The organism is Formosa sp. A9, from assembly GCF_051200825.1.
Lineage (GTDB): Bacteria > Bacteroidota > Bacteroidia > Flavobacteriales > Flavobacteriaceae > Formosa.
The window spans coordinates 687,021-707,350 of sequence record NZ_CP195158.1 but is presented as its reverse complement, the minus strand read 5'-3'; the positions used below and the strand labels follow the sequence as shown (position 1 = coordinate 707,350).

Below are 20,330 nucleotides of genomic sequence, written 5' to 3'. Positions count from 1 at the left end.
TTAACATCAGATAGTTGATAGTCGTCTTACTACAAGAATTACATCAACTACTATTAATTAATAAACCCAACTTATATGAAAAAATTAGTAGCAGAATTTATAGGCACCATGTGGCTTGTATTAGGCGGTTGCGGAAGCGCAGTTTTAGCCGCTGGTTATCCAGAATTAGGAATTGGTTTTGTAGGCGTATCTTTAGCCTTCGGACTTACAGTTTTAACAATGGCTTATGCCATCGGGCACATTTCGGGATGCCATTTAAACCCTGCCGTATCCATTGGTCTGGCCATTGGTGGCCGCTTTGACAAAAAAGAATTACTTCCATACATCGTCGCACAAGTGCTTGGCGGTATTTTAGGCGCTGCAATTTTATATGGCATTGCATCTGGAAAAGCAGGTTTCGAGCTTGGCGGATTTGCCGCGAATGGTTATGGCGAACACTCGCCAGATAGTTACAACCTCACTGCCGCTTTAATTACCGAAGTAGTAATGACGTTTGCATTTTTAATTATTATTCTGGGAGCCACACATTCCAAAGCGCCAAAAGGGTTTGGCGGTTTAGCCATTGGTTTAGGGCTAACGCTAATTCACTTAATCAGTATACCTGTAACCAATACATCGGTAAACCCAGCACGTAGTACTAGTCAGGCGCTATTTGTTGGCGACTGGGCGTTAAGTCAGTTATGGTTATTTTGGGTAGCTCCTATTATAGGTGCAGCAATTGCTGGTTTGGTTTACAAATACCTTTCGCCAGAAACCACATAATATTCCTTTTCAATTTATAATATATCATCTACTTTTATACTGCATTTTGTAGTCTAAAAGTAGATTTTTATTTTTATAACTCGTTTCTCCTTATATACAAGATCGCATTAAAACAACAGTTGCCATGGGTAAAAAAACAGATCATATCGCTCCGCATATCGTTAATTTTATAAATGAACAGCATATCTTTTTTGTGGGTACCGCTGCAGAACAAGGCCGAATAAATGTATCGCCAAAGGGCATGGATAGTTTTAGAGTCATTAATGAAAATAAAATTATTTGGTTGAATTTAACCGGAAGCGGCAACGAAACAGCAGCTCATTTATTACGAAACAACCGAATGACGATTATGTTCTGCGCTTTTGAAGGCAAACCACTTATTTTAAGATTATATGGCCATGCCGAAATTTTTCACCCGAGAGATGCCGAATTCAATACATACATATCGCATTTCCCTAAGCCTGTTGGTGCCAGACAAATTATAGAAATGAAAGTAGACTTGGTACAAACCTCTTGCGGTTTTGGCGTACCATTTATGGACTACAATTCCGAGCGCAGCATGCTAGACGATTGGGCTGAGCAAAAAGGCCCAGAGGGTATAGCACAATATTGGTTAGATAAAAATTCGGAAAGCATTGATGGTTTTGAGACCAAAATCAACATAGAATAACCACCGTTTATTGGCTTCATTTAAATCATACTTTAATTTGCATCCCCTATGAATTCTCCCAAACATTTTGCCATACACAGTTCGGCTTATAGCAATATCGAACCTTTTTTAAAACGTCCTACCACAGAAAACCCAGTTCTTAACAAGGTGGTTCAAAATAAAAAAGGTGCCTATTTTTCTAATAAAACCTTAGATGATTTTATTAAAGAAGAGTTGCTTCACGACGATTTTACGTTAACTTCAGCTACACATCGTCACCTTCTTAGCTTGTCTAGTGGAGAACGTAAAAAAGCTTTGCTAAATCATATTTTAAAAAGCAACCCTGATTTTTTAGTATTAGAAAATCCGTTTGATGCCTTAGATCGTGAAAGCGTTTCGCAGTTAAAACAACAACTAATAACTTTATCTAAAAGCATCAATATTATTCAAATATTCAATCGCCAAGACGATATTTTACCGTTTACAACCTGTGTTTTAGAATTCGACAAGACGTTACAAACAACATCGATTTCAGAATATTTAAATCGCAAACTAAATCGCAATGTCATTTCGCTAACAGCATCAGACATTCCTGAACCAATAAAACCACAAAAAACAATACAATCGCCTTTAATACGTTTTAAAAACGTTACAGTAATGTATAGTGGACAAACTATTTTAAAGGATATTAACTGGGATATTAATCGTGGTGAATTTTGGGAACTAAACGGCGAAAACGGCTCTGGAAAATCGACCTTAGTAACCATGATGATTGGAGACAACCCAAAAGGTTATGGCCAGAACCTGTACATTTTTGGCAAAAAAAGAGGCTCGGGAGAAACGGTTTGGGACATCAAACAACACATCGGATATTTCACCCCCAGCATGATGGATCTTTTTAATGGTCATCACTCTGCAATTAACATGGTAATTTCTGGCTTAAAAGACAGTATTGGCCTGTATAAAGTCCCTAGCGATTTAGAAATCGATTTAGCGAAACAGTGGTTGCAACTTATTGATTTAGCAGATCTAAAAGACACTAATTATTATTATCTTACCGAAACTCAAAAACGCTTAATTTTAATCTGCAGAGCCATGATTAAGCATCCGCCATTACTTATTTTAGATGAACCCACTGTAGGACTAGACGATTATGGCGCTTCGGTTTTTATTAGTCTTGTTAACCAAATTGCCCAAAACACCAATACTGCAATACTTTATGTTTCGCACCGGCAGGAGCCCGAACTAGCACCGTCGCACACCTATGTATTAAAGAAAACGGAACACGGCTCGTTAGGAAATGTGTTAAAATCTTAACGTTTAGAAAGCATAAATCTCATTTTATTTTTTCGGTGTTATGTTAAAAAATGCGTACCTTTGTAGCACAATAAAAACACCATTCTTAACGGTATTTTATTGTTTATTTTCATAAAAATTACAGACATGAAATTATTACTTATCACTTTAGTTTTATTAGGATTAGGTATTGCAGGCATTGCTATTAAAATTTGGGCAAAAAAAGACGGCAAGTTTGCAGGCACATGTGCGAGCCAGAACCCTATGTTAAACCAAAGTGGCGAAGCTTGTGGTTTTTGCGGCAAAACACCAGACCAATATAAAGATTGTAGCGAACCTCAACACTCTTAAGCCCTTTCATGATTGCACTCGACATTATTTTCTACAGTTTTGTAGCAATTGTCTTTATTCAGTTATTTTATTATTTAGGAATTCTTAGAGTTTTTGCTTTTCTACATCCGCAGAAAAAAGAAACGAACAACATACCCGTGTCGGTAATTGTTTGCGCCAAAAATGAAGCCGAAAACCTAAATAACTTTTTACCTTCAATATTAAATCAAAACTACCCAACTTTCGAAGTTGTACTTATTAACGATGCATCGCACGATAACACATTGGAAGTTATTGAAGCTTTTGCAGAACAGCATGCCAACATTAAAGTTGTAAACGTAAAAAACACCGAAGCTTTTTGGGCCAACAAAAAATATGCCCTAACCTTAGGTATTAAAGCATCAAAATACAGCCATTTACTATTTACAGATGCCGATTGCGAACCTGTATCTAACAACTGGCTTTCAGAAATGACCTCACATTTCAGTAACGATTCGCAAATTGTTTTGGGGTATGGTGCCTACACAAAAATAAAGAACTCGTTTTTAAACAAACTTATCCGGTTCGAAACCGTGCTTACAGCTGCGCAATATTTTTCATACGCCAAATTAGGCCTTCCTTACATGGGTGTTGGCAGGAATTTAGCGTACACTAAACCTTTATTTTTTGAAGGCAATGGCTATATAAGTCACATGAATGTACGTTCTGGAGACGACGATTTGTTTGTAAACCAAATGGCTACTTCTAAAAACACGGCCATTTGCTTTTCGCCAGAAAGTTTTACAACATCTGTTCCAAAAACAACTTATGGAGCATGGCTAAAACAAAAGCGCAGACATGTTACAACAGCATCGCATTACAAATCTAGCCATAAATTTATGTTGGGTTTATTTTACGCCTCGCAATTGGCATTTTGGATTTTTATAATTCCGCTTCTCATCTTCTTACACCAATGGCTATTTGTAACCACTTTGGTACTATTACGAATAATTTGTCAGTGGATCGTTTTAGGCAAGACCTCTAAAAAATTAAACGAAACCGACATTATTTACTTCATTCCTTTATTAGAACTCTTTTTAATTGCGTTTCAATTAACTATATTTATATCTAATTCAATTTCAAAACCCGATTCTTGGAAATAGAAGAAGCCATTGACAAAGCAAAAAAAAACGACCAAAAAGCGTTTAATTTTTTGTTAGATACCTACTGGGAAGACGTGTACGGTTTTCAACTAAAACGTATTGGCAACGAAAATGATGCCGAAGACGTTACGATACAAACCTTTTCGAAAGCCTTCGATAAAATACACACATACAATAGCGATTATGTATTTAAAACATGGCTAATTACGATTTCTAAAAATCTACACATCGACTTACTTCGGAAAGAAAAAACAGCATTCTCGCAACGCATTCTTAGCGATGATAGCGATACGATTAATCAGATTTTAGACGAATCGCCATCTCCCGAAGATAAAATCATAACCGATCAAAACTTAGCCAAATTACTTCGGGACATTAAAAAACTTAAGCCCCATTACCAAGAAGTCATTAATTTGCGCTACTTTCAAGAATTATCGTATAAAGAAATTTCGGAAGAACTTAAAGAACCCATAAACAACGTTAAGGTGAAACTATTACGAGCCAAAAAATTACTATCGGCCATCATTCAAAATGAATAATGGAATTAAAAAGCTTGGCCCTGGTTTATTATTTGCTGGAGCCGCAATAGGCGTTTCGCATTTAGTACAATCTACCAGAGCTGGCGCCGATTTTGGTTTAGGCTTAATTTGGGCCTTAGTTTGTGTTCACATTTTTAAATATCCGTTTTTTCAATTTGGCCCGCGTTACGCAGCAGCAACAGGCGAAAGTCTTTTAGAAGGCTATAAAAAACTAGGAAAAGGAGTGCTTGCCGTATATTTTACAATCACTTTAGCCACAATGTTTACCATACAAACAGCCGTAACTATAGTAACGGCCGGCATTGCTTCGGCACTTTTTAAAGATTTTCTTCCTTTACAATATTGGACCGTTATTATTTTATGCGTCTGTTTTTTAATACTGATTATTGGCAAATACAAAGTGCTAGACCAATTAATGAAACTTATTATTATAACGTTAAGCATAAGCACCGTAATTGCCGTTGTGATGGCATACCCCAAAACGGAAACCTACCAGTTAAATTGGCAACAATTAGTGCCAGAAACCACAACACAAATTGCCTTTTTAATTGCATTTATGGGCTGGATGCCCGCGCCTTTAGACATATCCATCTGGCATTCGCTATGGACCATCGAGAAAGCAAAATCCAAAACCAAGTTAACACCTAAGTCGGCGCTTTTCGATTTTAACATTGGTTTTTTCACCACTATATTTCTAGGTTTGGGATTTATGTTTTTAGGGTATTTTGTAATGTTTAACACTGGCGAAAGTTTTAGCGATTCGGCGAGTGTCTTTGCTAATCAACTCATAACCATGTACACCACACATTTAGGGCAGTGGGCGTTCGTCCTTATAGGGTTGGCTGCATTAACCACCATGTTTAGCACAACACTTACCACCTTAGATGCCTCGCCAAGATCTATGGCAGAAAGCGCTAAATTATTGTTCGGTAAATCCCACAAACACGGCTACCTGATTTGGATGTTTATTTTAGCACTTGGGACCGTAATTATTTTTTTCTTTTTAGCTTCAGAAATGGGTTTACTCATTAAAACAGCTACTATACTTTCGTTTTTAACAGCACCTTTCTATGCCATTTCAAATTACGTTTTAATCTCTAGTAAGCACACACCTAAAGGCTGGAGACCATCTAAACCACTACATGTTTTAAGCTGGTTAGGCATTCTGTTTTTAATAGGTTTTAGCATCTGGTATCTTAGCGTGCTTTAGTATTGTTTTAATTTTATACTTCGTATCTTTGTAGACTGAAAAATGTAAATTCATGAATACAGATACAGTTTCCAATATATTACCAGAACGCCAACCTAAACCCAAATGGCTACGTGTAAAACTGCCTACTGGAAAAAAATACACAGAGCTTAGAGGTCTTGTAGACAAGTACAGTTTAAACACCATTTGCACCTCTGGAAGTTGCCCGAATATGGGAGAATGCTGGGGAGAAGGCACTGCAACGTTTATGATTCTAGGAAACATTTGTACACGTTCCTGCGGATTTTGCGGTGTAAAAACTGGAAGACCTGAAACTGTAGATTGGGACGAACCCGAAAAAGTAGCACGTTCAATTAAAATCATGAAAATTAAACATGCTGTTTTAACTAGTGTAGACCGAGATGATTTAAAAGATATGGGAAGCATTATGTGGGCCGAAACCGTAAAGGCCGTTAGACGCATGAATCCCGAGACTACATTGGAAACTTTAATTCCAGATTTCCAAGGTATAGAGCATCATTTAGATCGTATTATTGAAGTCGCACCAGAAGTCGTATCGCACAACATTGAAACCGTGCGCCGATTAACACGCGAAGTTCGTATACAAGCTAAATACGACCGTAGCATGGCTGTTTTAAAGTACTTAAAATCTCAGGGACAACGTCGCACCAAATCTGGTATTATGCTCGGATTAGGTGAAACACGCGAAGAGGTTATAGAAACACTTCATGATTTAAGAGCTAACGACGTAGATGTGGTTACTATTGGCCAATATTTACAACCTAGTAAAAAACATTTACCGGTTAAACAATTTATTACGCCAGATCAATTTCAGGAATACGAAAAAATAGGCTTAGACTTAGGGTTTAGACATGTAGAAAGTAGTGCTCTAGTACGATCGTCTTACAAAGCCCAAAAACACATTAATTAACATGATTAATGTTGCCATTAATGGGTTTGGCCGCATAGGCAGACGTGTCTTTAGATTACTACAGCACCACCCCAATATTAATGTTGTTGCCATAAACGATTTGGCAGATGCCAAAACATTAAGTCATTTACTGAAATACGATAGTATTCACGGGGTATTACAAGATACGGTTTCGCATACGACATCTGGTATTATTGTAAACCACACGACCGTTCCTTTATTAAGCCATAATCACCCAAAGGATTGCAATTGGCATCCTTATAATGTTGATTTTGTGATTGAGTCTACCGGTAAATTTAAATCTACCGAACAACTTCAACACCATATAAACAACGGTGCTAAACGTGTTATTTTAAGCGTACCACCATCAGACGACATTATCAAAACCATCGTTTTGGGTGTTAACGATTACCTTATAGATGGTGAGGAAACCATCATATCCAATGCATCCTGTACCACAAATAATGCCGCACCTATGGTAGACATTATAAACAGGGAATTTGGCATAGATCAAGCTTACATTACCACCATTCATTCGTATACAACAGACCAAAGTTTACACGATCAGCCGCATCCTGACTTAAGGCGCGCGCGCGCCGCAGGGCAATCTATTGTACCTACAACTACGGGAGCAGCCAAAGCGCTTACTAAAATTTTCCCGAAATTATCGCATGCTATTGGTGGATGTGGTATTCGCGTTCCTGTACCTAATGGCTCGTTAACAGACATTACTTTTAACGTTAAAAAAGAAGTCTCTATAGACACCGTTAATGAAGCTTTTAAAACTGCAGCATCAACCCGACTTAAAGGTATTTTGGAATATACCGAAGATCCCATTGTTTCAATAGATATTGTTGGTAATTCGCACTCGTGTATTTTTGATTCGCAAATGACATCGGTTATTGGTAATATGGTAAAAATTATTGGGTGGTACGATAATGAAACTGGTTATTCATCTAGAATAATTGATTTAATATGTAAATTATCGGAAAAAATATAACTTTTATCGAGTAAAAAGTTATATTTACAGGCGTAAGTCAACCAAATCAACATGCCTAGTATCAAGAATTACATATTTGGTATCGTTATGCTTATAACTATTTGTGTTCAAGCCCAGAACACATTAAGCAACGACCCAGAAACCATACAAAATACTATAGATTATCGTATTACCCAAGCACAATACGATCTGGACAACAACAATTATTATCCCGCTAAAAAAAAGTTAGAAAGTGCTTTACGTTTAGCAGAAAAGGTAGATAACAAAAAAAGTATTGGGCTTATATATTCTAAGATTGGAAAACTAGAATATATTATTGAAGAACCCGAAGAGGCGATAAAAACGCTTACCAAGGCCATAGAGGTACAGCGTTTTGCTAAAGACAATATTAATATTGCAGAAACCTATAAAACTTTAGGTAATGTATATTACAGCATGCAAGACTACGAGCAAGCTTTGGTGTATTATCGCTCATCTTTAACCCTATTTGAACAAGAAGATTTAAACGAATTTACAGCAGAAGTACTTCTAAACGAAGGCAAAACCTATTTAGCAACCAAACAATACCGTAAAGCCCGCGAACGCATAGAAAAATCGCTTGCTTTGGCACACCGCTACGAATTAAAAAAAATCCGTAGTAGCGCGTTAATTTATCAAGCCAACGTGTATTCGCATTTAGAAGACAACGAAACCGCCTTAAAACTAGGTAACCAAGGGTTATTAATTGCCGAAAAAAACAATTACACCGATATTTTAAGTGAAGCCTACTTGATACTAAGTAATCTCTACGAAAAAATAGAAAACTACAAATTATCGGCTCAATACCTTCGTAATCACATTAAATTATCGGACTCGTTATTGGCTATCAAACGAAAAAATTTATCGCCAGAAAAACGCGCCCAATTTTTAATAGACAACCAAACCGAATTTCAGAAAGAAAAAGAAGCCGATTTAGAGAAACTTAAAGTAGATAAAAGTTTAAATAAATTAGCGACCATTTTAAGTATCGCCCTAATTACCATTTTATCGCTATTAACGCTATCGTTATACAAAAACAATAACATTAGGTTAAAAACCAATAACATGTTACACAAAAAAAATGGCGAATTAATTTTAGCAAAAGAAAAAGCCGAATTAGCATCTAAAACCAAAGCTAATTTCCTATCTACCGTAACACACGAGTTAAGAACACCGCTATACGCTGTAACAGGTTTAACCAATATGTTGTTGGACGAAAACCCAAAACCTGACCAAATTCAGCATTTAAAATCTCTAAAGTTTTCTGGTGAATATCTACTTACTTTTATAAACGACATTCTTCAGATTAATAAAATTGAAGCCAATAAAGTAGGTGTAGAATTAGAAGTTTTCGATTTAAAAAAGAAAATCTCTAATGTTATTGCCGCACTAAACAATTCAGCTGAAGACAACAACACAAAACTTCATTTTGAATACGACACCGATCTGCCACTAAACTATAATGGCGATCAGCTTAAAATCTCCCAAATCCTGATAAACCTAATTGGGAACTCCATCAAATTCACTAAGGATGGAGATATTTGGATTCGTGTTTCTAAAATTTCAGACAAAAATGACGTGTTTAATGTACGGTTTGAAATAGAAGATAATGGCATAGGTATAACCAAAGAAAAACAACAACATATGTTTGAGAGTTTCTCTCAGGGATCTATTCAAATAAATAGAAAATATGGTGGTACAGGCTTAGGGCTGTCTATTGTTAAAGGATTAATCGATATTTTAGGCGGTAAAATTTACTTGAAAAGCGAATTAAATAAAGGCACCACCTTCTATTTTGAAATTCCATTAATACATACCACTAAAGTAGTAGAAGATGTTAAACCTAACTACTTTAAAAATGTAAACGAAATAGAACTTAGCAATATTAAAATTTTGGTAGTTGAAGACAACAAAATCAACCAAATGATTACCAAAAAAATCCTAGCCAAAATGAAGCTTAACTGCGACATTGTAGATAACGGAGAGGAAGCTGTAGACATGGTTAAAAACAATAATTACGATGTGGTTTTAATGGATATACACATGCCTGGAATTAGCGGAATTGAGGCTACTAAAATTATTAGAACCTTCGACAGAGAGCTTAATATATTTGCCTTAACTGCGGTAACTATAGAAGATAAAATGCAAGAATTTGAAGAAGCTGGATTCGACGATATTATCTCAAAACCATTCAAGCAAGAAGATTTCGAAAAGAAACTGTTTAAAGCTGTTATGAGCAATAAAACAACTTCTTAATACTGTGCTACAAAATTTTGTACAGCAGCATTAAACACAGAAGAACGATCTATAACAGCCTCGATACTTAAATAATACAATTTAGATGCTAATTGCGGATATTGCATTAAACGCATATAATCTTTTTCGGTGGTTACAATTAAATCCAAGCTCTCAAACTGTTGCAATTCTTCAGATGTAAAGTGATGATGATCTTTAAAATTGAGATGCTTAAACCGTAAATCCTTTTCAATTAAAAACTGAAACAGCGGTTTAGGGTTTGCAATCCCAGTAATTAAGGTAAACTCAGGCAATTGCTCCAAAAGCAATGTATTTTGTTTAGAAACAACCTGTTTTGCATAACTAACCCAACTAAAAAATACCTGCTGATGTAGTTTAGGGTTTATAGCATTAACAATGTGTAGTTTTTCACTTTCGCTAATACCCTCAGGGCATTTGGTAACCACTATAAGTTGCGCTCTGTTTGCGCCAGATTTAGGTTCTCTTAAATTTCCCGTTGGTAGCATAAAATCGTTAGGATATAAATCGGAATACGTTGTAAGCAAAATATTAAATCCGGCCTGTACTTTTCTGTGCTGATAGGCATCATCTAAAAGAATTACCTCGGGTTGCGGATTTAATTCACAAAGCTTAGCAATACCCTCTTGCCTATTGGCATCAACAGCAACCGTAATATCATCTTTAAATTTCGAGTAAAACTGAAAGGGTTCATCTCCTAAAACATCGGCATTAGCCTGGGCATTCCCTAACTGAAAACCATCACTTTTACGCTTATAGCCACGACTTAAAGTTGCAACTTTATAATCGTGTTTTAATAACCGAATTAAATACTCTATCATTGGTGTTTTTCCTGTTCCGCCAACACTCAAATTCCCCACACAAATCACAGGGAAATTATACGATTTCGATGATAATACACCCAAATCGAAGCCTTTATTTCGCAACCACGTTATAGCATAGTAAATTGGCACAATCGGAAAAAATATGTAACGCAATAATTTCATAAGAACGAAAGTAAATATTTTATCTTTGTTTTAAACCTAATACCTAAATATTATGATTATTCAAGACGTTATAAATCATCTTGAAGATTTTGCACCTTTAAATTACGCCGAAGATTTCGATAATGTAGGGCTTCTTGTTGGCGATGCCAAACAAAACCTTACAGGCGTTTTAGTAACTTTAGACACTTTAGAATCTGTTGTAGACGAAGCTATTGAAAACCATTGTAATCTTATTGTTAGTTTCCACCCCATAGTTTTTAAAGGTTTAAAAAAAATCACTGGAAAAACATATGTAGAGCGTGTCGTTTTAAAAGCCATAAAGCACAACATTGCTATTTATGCCATACACACCGCTTTAGACAACCACATTGAAGGCGTAAATGATATTATATGCAACCAGTTACAACTAAAGAATAAAAGCATTTTAATTCCGCAATCCAACACCATAAAAAAACTAACGACTTATGCGCCACAAGCCGAAGCTGATACACTAAGGACAGCATTATTTAAAGCAGGTGCTGGGCAAATAGGCAACTATTCGCATTGCAGTTTTAATGTCGATGGCACAGGTACGTTTAACGGAAACAGCACTTCCAATCCTACAAAAGGCAATAAAGGAGAAACGCATTACGAAGCCGAGACCAAAATTACAGTCACTTTCGCTAAGCATTTGCAATCTAAAATATTAAAAGCTTTATTTACCACGCATTCTTACGAAGAAGTCGCTTACGAAATTGTTACCCTAGAAAACCACAATCAGCATATCGGCATTGGTATGGTAGGTGAATTGGAAGCCCCCATGCCCGAAACCGAATTTCTTCAATATTTAAAAGAAAAAATGAATACGGCTTGCATTCGGCACAGTGCATTTTTAGGCAAACCCATTAAAAAGATTGCCGTTTTGGGAGGCTCTGGAAGCTTCGCTATAAACAACGCCAAACAAGCTGGCGCTGATGCGTTTATAACGGCCGATTTAAAATATCACGACTTTTTTAGCGCCGAAAACCAAATAATTTTAGCAGATATCGGACATTTTGAAAGTGAACAGTTTACAAAAAACGGTTTAGTAGCACATCTTACAAAAAAAATTACTAATTTTGCAATCGTTTTATCAAAGACCGATACAAACCCCGTTAAGTATTTTTAAAGTATGGCAAAAAGTAAAGAAGTAACTGTAGAAGAACGTTTAAGAGCTTTATACGATCTACAACTTATTGATTCTAGAATCGATGAAATTAGAAACGTTCGCGGAGAACTACCTTTAGAGGTTCGTGATTTAGAAGATGAAGTTGCTGGACTACAAACAAGACTTGAGAAACTAGACGCTAGTTTAGACACTTTAGACGAAGAAATAAAAGCTAAAAAGAATTTAATTGAAGAAGCTAAATCTTTAATTAAAAAATACAGCGAACAACAAAAAAATGTTAGAAATAACAGAGAATACAATTCACTTACCAAAGAAATAGAATTTCAGGATTTAGAAATTCAATTGGCTGAAAAGCACATTAAAGAATTCAAAGTTCAAATCGAGCAAAAGAAAGAAGTTATCGCTCAAACTAAAGAGCGTTCTAAAGAGCGTCAAACCCACCTTAAACACAAAAAAGGCGAATTAGACGCTATCTTAGCCGAAACTGAAAAAGAAGAATTGGCTTTAATTAAAAAGTCTGAAGAGTACAAGAGCCTTATCGAAGAACGCTTAGTTACGGCTTACACAAGAATACGCAGTAACGTTAAAAACGGATTAGCGGTTGTGCCAATTGAAAGAGGTGCTTCTGGAGGTTCGTTTTTCACTATTCCACCACAAATTCAGATGGAAATTGCTTCTCGTAAAAAAATTATTACCGATGAGCACAGTGGAAGAATTTTAGTAGACGAAGCTTTAGCTAACGAACAAAAAGAAAAAATGGAAAAACTTTTTGCTAAGTTTTAAGCTCCTAAAAATATACCGTTAAAGCCATCTTCTTAGATGGCTTTTTTTATATCGTTTTTTAATATCCAAATTATATCTTCGCAGTATGAATTCAGTCGATTTTATAGTAGTAGGTTGTGGTTTAGCCAGTATCGCCTTTATAGAACAGTTAAAATTTAACCAACAATCGGTTATCGTGTTCGATGACAACTCGCAACAATCCTCAACCGTAGCTGGAGGCTTATACAATCCGGTAGTTTTAAAACGCTTTACATCGGTTTGGAAAAGTAAAGAGCAACTAGATTTAGCCTTACCTTTTTATAAAAAGTTAGAACAAAAACTAAAGGTGCAACTCGATTATAAAACACCGGTTTTAAGACGCTTTACATCTACCGAAGAGCAAAACAATTGGTTTGCAGCAGCCGACAAACCTAATGTTGGTAATTTCATTTCTACAAAAATCGTAAAAAACACCAATCCAGCCATTAAAGCAGATTATGGCTTTGGAGAAGTTTTACAAACTGGCAGAATAGACACACAAGCCTTAATTGACAGCTATAAAAACTATTTATTGACAAACGATGAATTTGTAAACTCTAAGTTCGACTACGAACAGTTAAACTGTACAGAAAACGGCTTTGTCTACAAAAACATTTCAGCCAAACACATTGTCTTTGCTGAAGGTTTTGGATTAAAACACAACCCATATTTCAACAACTTACCTTTGAATGGTACAAAAGGTGAACTTATTACTATTGAAGCCCCCGAATTAAATATCGATTTTATATTAAAATCTAGTGCATTTTTAATTCCGTTGGGCAATCATTTATATCGCGTTGGCGCGACTTACGAATGGACAGACAAAACCAATAATCCCACCGAAAAAGGCAAAGAAGAACTCGTTTCGAAATTAAAAACTTTTATTAACTGCGAGTTTAAAGTTATCGATCAAGTTGCAGGCATCCGTCCCACAGTAAAAGACCGCAGACCTTTAGTAGGCGAACATAGCGCACAAAAAAACATGTTTGTTTTAAACGGATTAGGAACAAGAGGAGTCGTGATTGCACCTTACGTTGCTCAACAACTTTATAAACACATTACGAGCAACACCGCATTAGATCCAGAAATAGATTGCCACAGGTTTAAAACAGAAAATTAATGCTTTTTTTTCGCTAATTCTGGATTATAAGACATAAAAAAGTTGATCCAAATATTTCTAGACCAACGCATAATTATAGGCATAAACACAATTAAAGTACCTACAATAGCTATAAAACAGGTCATTAAACCTGCTCCAAAAAAGAAAAAACTAATAATAAAAGCAGCTACAGCAAAAGCAACACCAACAGCATAACTTACATACATAGCACCGTAAAAAAAAGACGGTTCTATTCTGTATTTTGTATGGCAATGCGAACAGGTTTCGTGTATCTTTAACGTATCGGAAAGCACATATGGGTTTTTATTTATGTACATAGATTCTTGATGGCATTTTGGGCAAGCGCCTGTAAAAATACTATATAGTTTCGATCCTTTTTTAAACATTTTATTTAATGTATTTTTGCTGCTTATTTTAAAATACAAACTTAAGATTTAAAAAGCTAAAGTTTGGTAACATTCGTAACAAAACTATGCTTAACATACATAACTTATCCATTTCGTTTCAAGGCGAATTTTTATTCGAAGACATTACCTTTAAGCTTGGCCAAGGCGACCGAGTAGGCTTAATTGGTAAAAATGGTGCAGGAAAATCTACCATGCTCAAAATACTATCTAAAGATCTTCAACCAGATTCTGGTCAGATTTCAGCAGATAAAGATTTAAAAATAGGTTTTCTAAGACAGGATATCGATTTTGTACTAGGCCGTACCGTTCTGGAAGAAGCCTATCAGGCTTTTACAGACATTAAAGCCTTAGAAGCCCAAATGGAACATATTAATGAACAACTAGCAGAGCGTACCGATTACGAAAGCGAATCTTACCATCAGCTTATGGTAGATCTAAACGATGTTCAACATCAATACGAAATTATTGGAGGATATAATTACCAAGGTAATACAGAGCGTATTTTGCAAGGTCTAGGTTTTAAACGTGACGATTTTGAAAAATTAACCGACACCTTTTCTGGCGGTTGGCGTATGCGTATCGAACTAGCTAAACTCTTGCTTCAAGACAACGACATTTTGTTACTGGATGAGCCCACAAACCACCTAGATATTGAGTCTATAATTTGGTTGGAAGGGTTTCTTAAAAATTACTCAGGCGCCGTAGCCATTGTATCGCACGATAAAATGTTTTTAGACAATGTTACCAACAGAACTATAGAAATATCTTTAGGGCGTATTTACGACTATCCTAAACCCTACTCTAAATTTTTAATTCTACGACAAGAAATTAGAGAACAACAATTGGCATCTCAAAAAAATCAGCAAAAACAAATAGAGCAAACCGAAAAGCTAATTGAAAAATTTAGAGCCAAAGCTTCAAAAGCCACTATGGCGCAATCGCTTATAAAAAAGCTGGATAAAATAGATCGCATTGAAGTCGATGAAGACGACAATAGTGTAATGACACTAAACTTCCCCGTGTCTGTAACTCCAGGAAAAGTAGTCGTAGAAGCCGAAAATATTGTAAAATCGTATGCCGATAAAAAGGTACTTCAAGACATAAGTCTACATATAGAAAGAGATAGTAAAACGGCTTTTGTTGGCCAAAACGGACAAGGAAAATCTACCCTAGCAAAAATTATTGTTGGCGAAATTAAACATCAAGGCCATTTAAAACTAGGGCACAATGTGCAAATTGGCTATTTTGCTCAAAACCAAGCCGAATATCTAGATGGCAACAAAACGGTTTTAGACACGATGATAGATGCCGCAAACGAAACCAACCGCAGTAAAGTTCGTGATATTTTAGGATCGTTTTTATTTCGAGGCGAAGAAGTCGATAAATACGTAAGAGTACTTTCTGGAGGAGAAAGAAACCGACTAGCTCTGGCAAAATTGATGCTTCAACCTTTTAATGTTTTGGTTATGGATGAGCCTACTAACCATTTAGACATAAAATCTAAAAACGTACTCAAAGAAGCATTAAAACGATTTGAAGGCACCTTACTATTAGTGTCTCACGACCGTGATTTCCTTCAAAATTTAACCGATAAAGTTATCGAGTTTAAAGATCATAAAATAAAAGAATATTTAGGAGATATCGATTTTTACTTAGAACAACGTAATGTTGAAAATTTAAGAGAGGTAGAAAAACGCGATGTTGTTAAAACAGAAACTAAGGAAAAGAAAACAACCTCTTACGAAGACCAAAAACGGTTAAAATCATTAAACAATAAATTAAGCAAAATAGAATCGCAAATTAACCAACTCGAAAAAGAAATTAAACAATTAGATAGCGATTTAGAGCAAAATTACGACGAGCTTGCTGCAAAACCCGATTTTTTTGAACACTATAATACGAAGAAGAATACCTTATCAACCTTAATGGGCGATTGGGAAAATGTGCAACTAGACATTGAAGAATTGGAAGGTTAATTCTTAAACAAAGTGCTTTTCATCGAATAAATTTGAGTTTCACCTAATATTTCACTAATATTGAAGTACGTTATCCTCAAATCTAATTCTATTATGAAAACACTTAAACTAACAACCCTCTTATTATTTTCGACCCTATATGCTTTTGCAAGCATCCCTTTCGAAGAAAAGAAAGCTTTAGTTAATTTATATTATGCTACCGATGGTGAACACTGGCACAACCCTTGGAATTTAAATGCGCCTGTAGAAACTTGGTTTGGTGTTACCATACAAGACGATCATGTCGTGGCCTTAAATTTACCTAGTAATAACCTTAAAGGCGAGTTAACTTCTAGCATAAGCGATTTGATGTATTTAAAATCCTTAAACCTAGCCGCAAACAAATTAGGCGGGCATATTCCTAGATCTATTGGCGAATTAAGAGACCTTGTTACTTTAGAATTATTCATGAACCAATTTGTTGGTTTTTTACCTGTAGAAATTGGCAATTTAGAGCAATTAGAATTTTTAAGCCTGTACCACAACCGCTTTACAGGCAACATCCCTTCTACTTTTAAAAACTTAAGCAAATTGGAAATCCTACAATTAGGAAGAAACAACTTTTCTGGACAATTTCCAGATCATTTATGCCAATTAGAAAACTTAGAGCATTTAAGCCTAGAAGATAATAATTTTGAAGGCGAACTACCTGTAGAAATTGCTGAACTTTCTAAATTGGAAGAATTAGTAATTAGTAACAATAAATTTACAGGCTACCTACCAAATTCTTTAGAGAAACTTTCTAAACTTAAAGTGTTAATGCTTAAAGACAATAAGTTCACCAAAGAATACAAAAACTTCACCAATAAAATGCCAAGACATTATCTGGATTTGGAAACAGGCACGGTTATTACAGATAACAATTAAAATACTATATATTTTTTATAAATTAAGGGCATGTTAGAACATTTTTTTACATGCCCTTATTGTTTAGAAAGCATCTCTATGCTATTGGATTCTAGTCAAACCAAACAAATTTATATTGAAGATTGCGAGGTATGCTGCAACCCAATAGAGTTGAAAGTCATTTTTTTTAATGGCGAACTTTCAGATTTTCAAACGGATAGAATTTAACTAAGAATTAATTCTATTTTATGCTTGTATTATCTAAAAAGCGTTGTATATTTGCAACAGATATCGCGGGATAGAGCAGTAGGTAGCTCGTCGGGCTCATAACCCGAAGGTCACTGGTTCGAGTCCAGTTCCCGCTACAAAGGCTCACGCTAGTAAAATCAACGGATTGTGTACTCACAATCCGTTTTTTATGTCTTCTATTTTTTTACTTTTGCGAACAGTATACGATAACGTATACGATTTGCCTATGAAAATCGATTATTCAGAACCTAAAATCTACACGGGTGGAGTTGACATTAACCACTGGTCAAAACTCACTAAAAAAGAAAAGGATTCTGCATTAAAAAAGAACTGGTATGTTTATTACGCTTTCAGAAATCCCAAAACTGGTAAACTTCAAAGACAACCTTATATTAAGGGAGGCGCAAACTTATACAAAGACCGTAAATCCCGTTTGCATATTTTAAAGGTAATACAAACAAGTTTATTAATTATTTTAGAAGAAGGGTTTAATCCTTATACAGATAATACTAGCCTAAAAGAATACTTACTTAAAAGATCTAAAAGGAAGGGGGAAATTTCAGATCCAACACCTAAAGTTTCAACAGTTCAAGCAACAACACAGTCTTCTACCCCAATTCACATAGAAGAAGACAATGAGCAAAACACTATAACTATTGAAGAAGCTTTCAAGCTAGCTTTGGAATTAAAAGAAAGGATGATGTCCAGTGACTCTTTCACCAAATATAAGAGCCGCATAAATAGATTCAGAAAATGGCTTTTAACAAAAGACATTACTTCTAAAAATGACATCTCTTGTATTACAAAGAAAATCGTAATACAACATTTAAATGACGTCTTACAGAGTTCTAGTCCTAGAAATAGAAATAATACAAGAACAGACTTAGCTTCTTTATTTCAGCTTTTGGAAGATAACGATATCATACCGTCTAACTTCATTCAAAAAATAAACGTTCTTAAAGCAGTACCTGAGCGCAATAAGACATACAAACCTCACGAACAGAAGGACATATTTGAATATCTTAAAAAAAATGATCCTGTACTTTTCTTATTTGTTCAATTTATATCCTATAATTTTTTAAGACCGATTGAAGTTTGTAGAGTAAAAATTGGAGATATAGACCTAAAAGACAAGAAGATATATATCAGAGCAAAGAATCAACCTGTAAAAATTAAGATTATACCTGATATATTAATTAATCAACTTCCCGATTTATCGCATTGTTCTAAAGATGATTTTTTATTTACCGAATCGCAGATAGGTGGCAGTTGGGATACAAAGGAATCAAATAAGAGAGACTTGTATACCAAAAAATTCAAAAAGGTTAAAGATCACTTTGGTCTTGATAGCAATTATGGTTTATACAGCTTTAGGCACACTTTTATTACTAAAGTATACCGTGAGATGGCAAAAACAGCAACCCCTTTTGAAGTTAAAAGCCGACTACAGTTAATAACAGGACATGCAACCATGAATGCTCTTGAACAATATTTGAGAGATATTGATGCAGCACTCCCAGATGATTACTCTAAACTATTACAATAAATGAATTCAAATTATTTCGGGATTATTAAAGACCCCACGTTTCTTGACTGGGATACCGCTAAACAAGATAATTTTTTGGTTAAAAACTCTCTTTTTCACTATGTTATTACACAAAACCTAAACCAGATTGATTTTAGCGACCCAGAATTAATTAAGTCTAACGGCTCACTAAAAAATTCAATACAGAAACTTCACGCTACAGATTCAGTGCTATACGAGTTTGTTGATTTCTTAAAGGATCATTATAAACAAGTAACACAAAGCCTAATATTAAATTTTGAACAGAATTTCAAAATTGAAGCTTTGGCTAAATCTGAACAAGACAAAAGACAGTATGCATGCAATTATTTCAAAAATACATTAAAAAATATAACAAATGAATTCAATATTTGGATATCCGATAACATATTTGACAGTCTAAAAGCTAGGCAAGATTTACTACCTTTTAATTTTCAAGAAGAAAGAGAGTTACTCCTTCGTTTTCTGACAGGTGAAAGCTCATATTTTACTAGGAATATTAAAAATAAGAAAGTCAAAAAGTATCTACATTTTCAAGAACAGTTATTGTTTCTAGTAGATTTAAATAAGTCTTTTAATTTTGAGAAGGACAAGCATTTTAATAGAAATCTTACAGTTGATTTAATATATGAAGACTTTGAATCAAAGGTTAATCATGATGTTATAAAATTTATCGACATGTCAATTAAAACTATCAATGACAAGATACCTTCTCAAATCGCTGCGTTAATTGACTTTTTAAATAAAGAACTAAATGTTCTTCCTGTATCTGAAAAAATAATTAGAAACACTCTTAATACTCATTATTCTCTTAACTTAAAAAGAATAAACAAAAGAGATGTATTGAATGAGAACCACAAAAAAAGGGTTTCTAAATTTAGAGAAAGTTGGAATTCGTTCCCTAAAAACAACTAATTTGGAATAACCTAGATTCTAAATTACACCACTTTAAAAAGGTTGGGCTTATCAAAGTCCAGCCTTTTTTTTATAAAATAAAGGTCAAAAACCACAGCACTTCCGTCACACAAAAACCACATTTTGTAC

Annotated in this window: 20 protein-coding genes and 1 tRNA gene; 19 read left to right on the top strand and 2 right to left on the bottom strand. The window is 35.0% G+C overall.

The window, feature by feature from the left end; genetic code table 11:
* Window positions 1-75 precede the first annotated feature (75 nt).
* The 10 genes from aqpZ to ACR9EA_RS02950 all read left to right on the top strand — a co-directional run bounded on the left by aqpZ (window position 76) and on the right by ACR9EA_RS02950 (window position 10,133).
* Window positions 76-762, top strand: coding sequence for an aquaporin Z (gene aqpZ, locus ACR9EA_RS02995; RefSeq protein WP_435137321.1), 687 nt, complete (start codon window positions 76-78; stop codon window positions 760-762).
* 124 nt (window positions 763-886) lie between these two features.
* Complete coding sequence (locus tag ACR9EA_RS02990) at window positions 887-1,432, top strand: pyridoxamine 5'-phosphate oxidase family protein (RefSeq protein WP_435137318.1); 546 nt, start codon at window positions 887-889, stop codon at window positions 1,430-1,432.
* Between the two features lie 48 nt (window positions 1,433-1,480).
* On the top strand, window positions 1,481-2,728 hold the full coding sequence (locus tag ACR9EA_RS02985; protein WP_435137315.1) for an ATP-binding cassette domain-containing protein: 1,248 nt from the start codon (window positions 1,481-1,483) through the stop codon (window positions 2,726-2,728).
* 126 nt (window positions 2,729-2,854) lie between these two features.
* Entirely contained in the window at window positions 2,855-3,058 is a 204-nt protein-coding gene (locus ACR9EA_RS02980; protein WP_435137312.1) for a membrane or secreted protein, read from the top strand.
* 8 nt (window positions 3,059-3,066) lie between these two features.
* A complete protein-coding gene (locus ACR9EA_RS02975) occupies window positions 3,067-4,179 on the top strand; it encodes a glycosyltransferase (RefSeq protein WP_435137309.1) in 1,113 nt (370 codons plus the stop codon).
* On the top strand, window positions 4,170-4,718 hold the full coding sequence (locus ACR9EA_RS02970) for an RNA polymerase sigma factor (protein ID WP_435137306.1): 549 nt from the start codon (window positions 4,170-4,172) through the stop codon (window positions 4,716-4,718). Before ACR9EA_RS02975 ends, ACR9EA_RS02970 begins: the two co-directional genes overlap by 10 nt.
* Window positions 4,711-5,928 carry an Nramp family divalent metal transporter gene (locus ACR9EA_RS02965; RefSeq protein ID WP_435137304.1) on the top strand — a complete coding sequence of 406 codons (1,218 nt, stop codon included), beginning with the start codon at window positions 4,711-4,713 and terminating at the stop codon, window positions 5,926-5,928. The genes ACR9EA_RS02970 and ACR9EA_RS02965 overlap by 8 nt, the downstream gene beginning before the upstream one ends.
* 52 nt (window positions 5,929-5,980) lie before the next feature.
* Window positions 5,981-6,859, top strand: coding sequence for a lipoyl synthase (gene lipA / locus ACR9EA_RS02960; RefSeq protein WP_435137301.1), 879 nt, complete (start codon window positions 5,981-5,983; stop codon window positions 6,857-6,859).
* Between the two features lies 1 nt (window position 6,860).
* Window positions 6,861-7,859, top strand: coding sequence for a type I glyceraldehyde-3-phosphate dehydrogenase (gene gap / locus ACR9EA_RS02955; RefSeq protein WP_435137298.1), 999 nt, complete (start codon window positions 6,861-6,863; stop codon window positions 7,857-7,859).
* 51 nt (window positions 7,860-7,910) lie between these two features.
* Window positions 7,911-10,133 carry an ATP-binding protein gene (locus tag ACR9EA_RS02950; protein ID WP_435137295.1) on the top strand — a complete coding sequence of 741 codons (2,223 nt, stop codon included), beginning with the start codon at window positions 7,911-7,913 and terminating at the stop codon, window positions 10,131-10,133.
* On the opposite strand, the gene lpxK is transcribed toward ACR9EA_RS02950, so the two are convergent.
* On the bottom strand, window positions 10,130-11,137 hold the full coding sequence (lpxK, locus tag ACR9EA_RS02945; protein ID WP_435137292.1) for a tetraacyldisaccharide 4'-kinase: 1,008 nt from the start codon (window positions 11,135-11,137) through the stop codon (window positions 10,130-10,132). The two genes, ACR9EA_RS02950 and lpxK, sit on opposite strands and share 4 nt — an antisense overlap.
* 52 nt (window positions 11,138-11,189) lie before the next feature.
* Here lpxK and ACR9EA_RS02940 point away from each other — a divergent pair, with 52 nt between their 5' ends.
* The 3 genes from ACR9EA_RS02940 (at window position 11,190) to ACR9EA_RS02930 (ending at window position 14,205) form a co-directional block, all read left to right on the top strand.
* A complete protein-coding gene (locus ACR9EA_RS02940) occupies window positions 11,190-12,284 on the top strand; it encodes a Nif3-like dinuclear metal center hexameric protein (RefSeq protein ID WP_435137289.1) in 1,095 nt (364 codons plus the stop codon).
* A 3-nt stretch (window positions 12,285-12,287) separates the two neighbouring features.
* Entirely contained in the window at window positions 12,288-13,067 is a 780-nt protein-coding gene (locus ACR9EA_RS02935) for a zinc ribbon domain-containing protein (protein ID WP_435137287.1), read from the top strand.
* An 85-nt stretch (window positions 13,068-13,152) separates the two neighbouring features.
* On the top strand, window positions 13,153-14,205 hold the full coding sequence (locus tag ACR9EA_RS02930; RefSeq protein ID WP_435137284.1) for an NAD(P)/FAD-dependent oxidoreductase: 1,053 nt from the start codon (window positions 13,153-13,155) through the stop codon (window positions 14,203-14,205).
* Here the strand turns inward: ACR9EA_RS02930 and ACR9EA_RS02925 are convergent.
* Entirely contained in the window at window positions 14,202-14,591 is a 390-nt protein-coding gene (locus tag ACR9EA_RS02925; RefSeq protein WP_435137281.1) for a DUF983 domain-containing protein, read from the bottom strand. The two genes, ACR9EA_RS02930 and ACR9EA_RS02925, sit on opposite strands and share 4 nt — an antisense overlap.
* Window positions 14,592-14,677: 86 nt before the next feature.
* On the opposite strand from ACR9EA_RS02925, the gene ACR9EA_RS02920 reads away from it, so the two are divergent.
* The 6 genes from ACR9EA_RS02920 to ACR9EA_RS02895 all read left to right on the top strand — a co-directional run bounded on the left by ACR9EA_RS02920 (window position 14,678) and on the right by ACR9EA_RS02895 (window position 20,201).
* Complete coding sequence (locus ACR9EA_RS02920; RefSeq protein ID WP_435137278.1) at window positions 14,678-16,588, top strand: ATP-binding cassette domain-containing protein; 1,911 nt, start codon at window positions 14,678-14,680, stop codon at window positions 16,586-16,588.
* A gap of 93 nt (window positions 16,589-16,681) precedes the next feature.
* Entirely contained in the window at window positions 16,682-17,494 is an 813-nt protein-coding gene (locus tag ACR9EA_RS02915) for a leucine-rich repeat domain-containing protein (protein ID WP_435137275.1), read from the top strand.
* A gap of 30 nt (window positions 17,495-17,524) precedes the next feature.
* Window positions 17,525-17,701: a CPXCG motif-containing cysteine-rich protein gene (locus ACR9EA_RS02910; RefSeq protein ID WP_435137273.1), complete on the top strand. Its 177-nt coding sequence runs from the start codon at window positions 17,525-17,527 to the stop codon at window positions 17,699-17,701.
* 64 nt (window positions 17,702-17,765) lie between these two features.
* Window positions 17,766-17,838: transfer RNA gene (locus tag ACR9EA_RS02905), tRNA-Met, on the top strand.
* A 53-nt stretch (window positions 17,839-17,891) separates the two neighbouring features.
* Window positions 17,892-19,268: a tyrosine-type recombinase/integrase gene (locus ACR9EA_RS02900; protein WP_435137270.1), complete on the top strand. Its 1,377-nt coding sequence runs from the start codon at window positions 17,892-17,894 to the stop codon at window positions 19,266-19,268.
* A complete protein-coding gene (locus tag ACR9EA_RS02895) occupies window positions 19,269-20,201 on the top strand; it encodes a hypothetical protein (protein WP_435137267.1) in 933 nt (310 codons plus the stop codon).
* Window positions 20,202-20,330: the final 129 nt, after the last annotated feature.

Coding starts and splice junctions, on each gene's coding strand:
- aqpZ (WP_435137321.1), top strand. CDS start 76: ATGAAAAAATTAGTAGCAGAATTTATAGGCACCATGTGGCTTGTATTA.
- ACR9EA_RS02990 (WP_435137318.1), top strand. CDS start 887: ATGGGTAAAAAAACAGATCATATCGCTCCGCATATCGTTAATTTTATA.
- ACR9EA_RS02985 (WP_435137315.1), top strand. CDS start 1,481: ATGAATTCTCCCAAACATTTTGCCATACACAGTTCGGCTTATAGCAAT.
- ACR9EA_RS02980 (WP_435137312.1), top strand. CDS start 2,855: ATGAAATTATTACTTATCACTTTAGTTTTATTAGGATTAGGTATTGCA.
- ACR9EA_RS02975 (WP_435137309.1), top strand. CDS start 3,067: ATGATTGCACTCGACATTATTTTCTACAGTTTTGTAGCAATTGTCTTT.
- ACR9EA_RS02965 (WP_435137304.1), top strand. CDS start 4,711: ATGAATAATGGAATTAAAAAGCTTGGCCCTGGTTTATTATTTGCTGGA.
- lipA (WP_435137301.1), top strand. CDS start 5,981: ATGAATACAGATACAGTTTCCAATATATTACCAGAACGCCAACCTAAA.
- gap (WP_435137298.1), top strand. CDS start 6,861: ATGATTAATGTTGCCATTAATGGGTTTGGCCGCATAGGCAGACGTGTC.
- ACR9EA_RS02950 (WP_435137295.1), top strand. CDS start 7,911: ATGCCTAGTATCAAGAATTACATATTTGGTATCGTTATGCTTATAACT.
- lpxK (WP_435137292.1), bottom strand. CDS start 11,137: ATGAAATTATTGCGTTACATATTTTTTCCGATTGTGCCAATTTACTAT.
- ACR9EA_RS02940 (WP_435137289.1), top strand. CDS start 11,190: ATGATTATTCAAGACGTTATAAATCATCTTGAAGATTTTGCACCTTTA.
- ACR9EA_RS02935 (WP_435137287.1), top strand. CDS start 12,288: ATGGCAAAAAGTAAAGAAGTAACTGTAGAAGAACGTTTAAGAGCTTTA.
- ACR9EA_RS02930 (WP_435137284.1), top strand. CDS start 13,153: ATGAATTCAGTCGATTTTATAGTAGTAGGTTGTGGTTTAGCCAGTATC.
- ACR9EA_RS02925 (WP_435137281.1), bottom strand. CDS start 14,591: ATGTTTAAAAAAGGATCGAAACTATATAGTATTTTTACAGGCGCTTGC.
- ACR9EA_RS02920 (WP_435137278.1), top strand. CDS start 14,678: ATGCTTAACATACATAACTTATCCATTTCGTTTCAAGGCGAATTTTTA.
- ACR9EA_RS02915 (WP_435137275.1), top strand. CDS start 16,682: ATGAAAACACTTAAACTAACAACCCTCTTATTATTTTCGACCCTATAT.
- ACR9EA_RS02910 (WP_435137273.1), top strand. CDS start 17,525: ATGTTAGAACATTTTTTTACATGCCCTTATTGTTTAGAAAGCATCTCT.
- ACR9EA_RS02900 (WP_435137270.1), top strand. CDS start 17,892: ATGTCTTCTATTTTTTTACTTTTGCGAACAGTATACGATAACGTATAC.
- ACR9EA_RS02895 (WP_435137267.1), top strand. CDS start 19,269: ATGAATTCAAATTATTTCGGGATTATTAAAGACCCCACGTTTCTTGAC.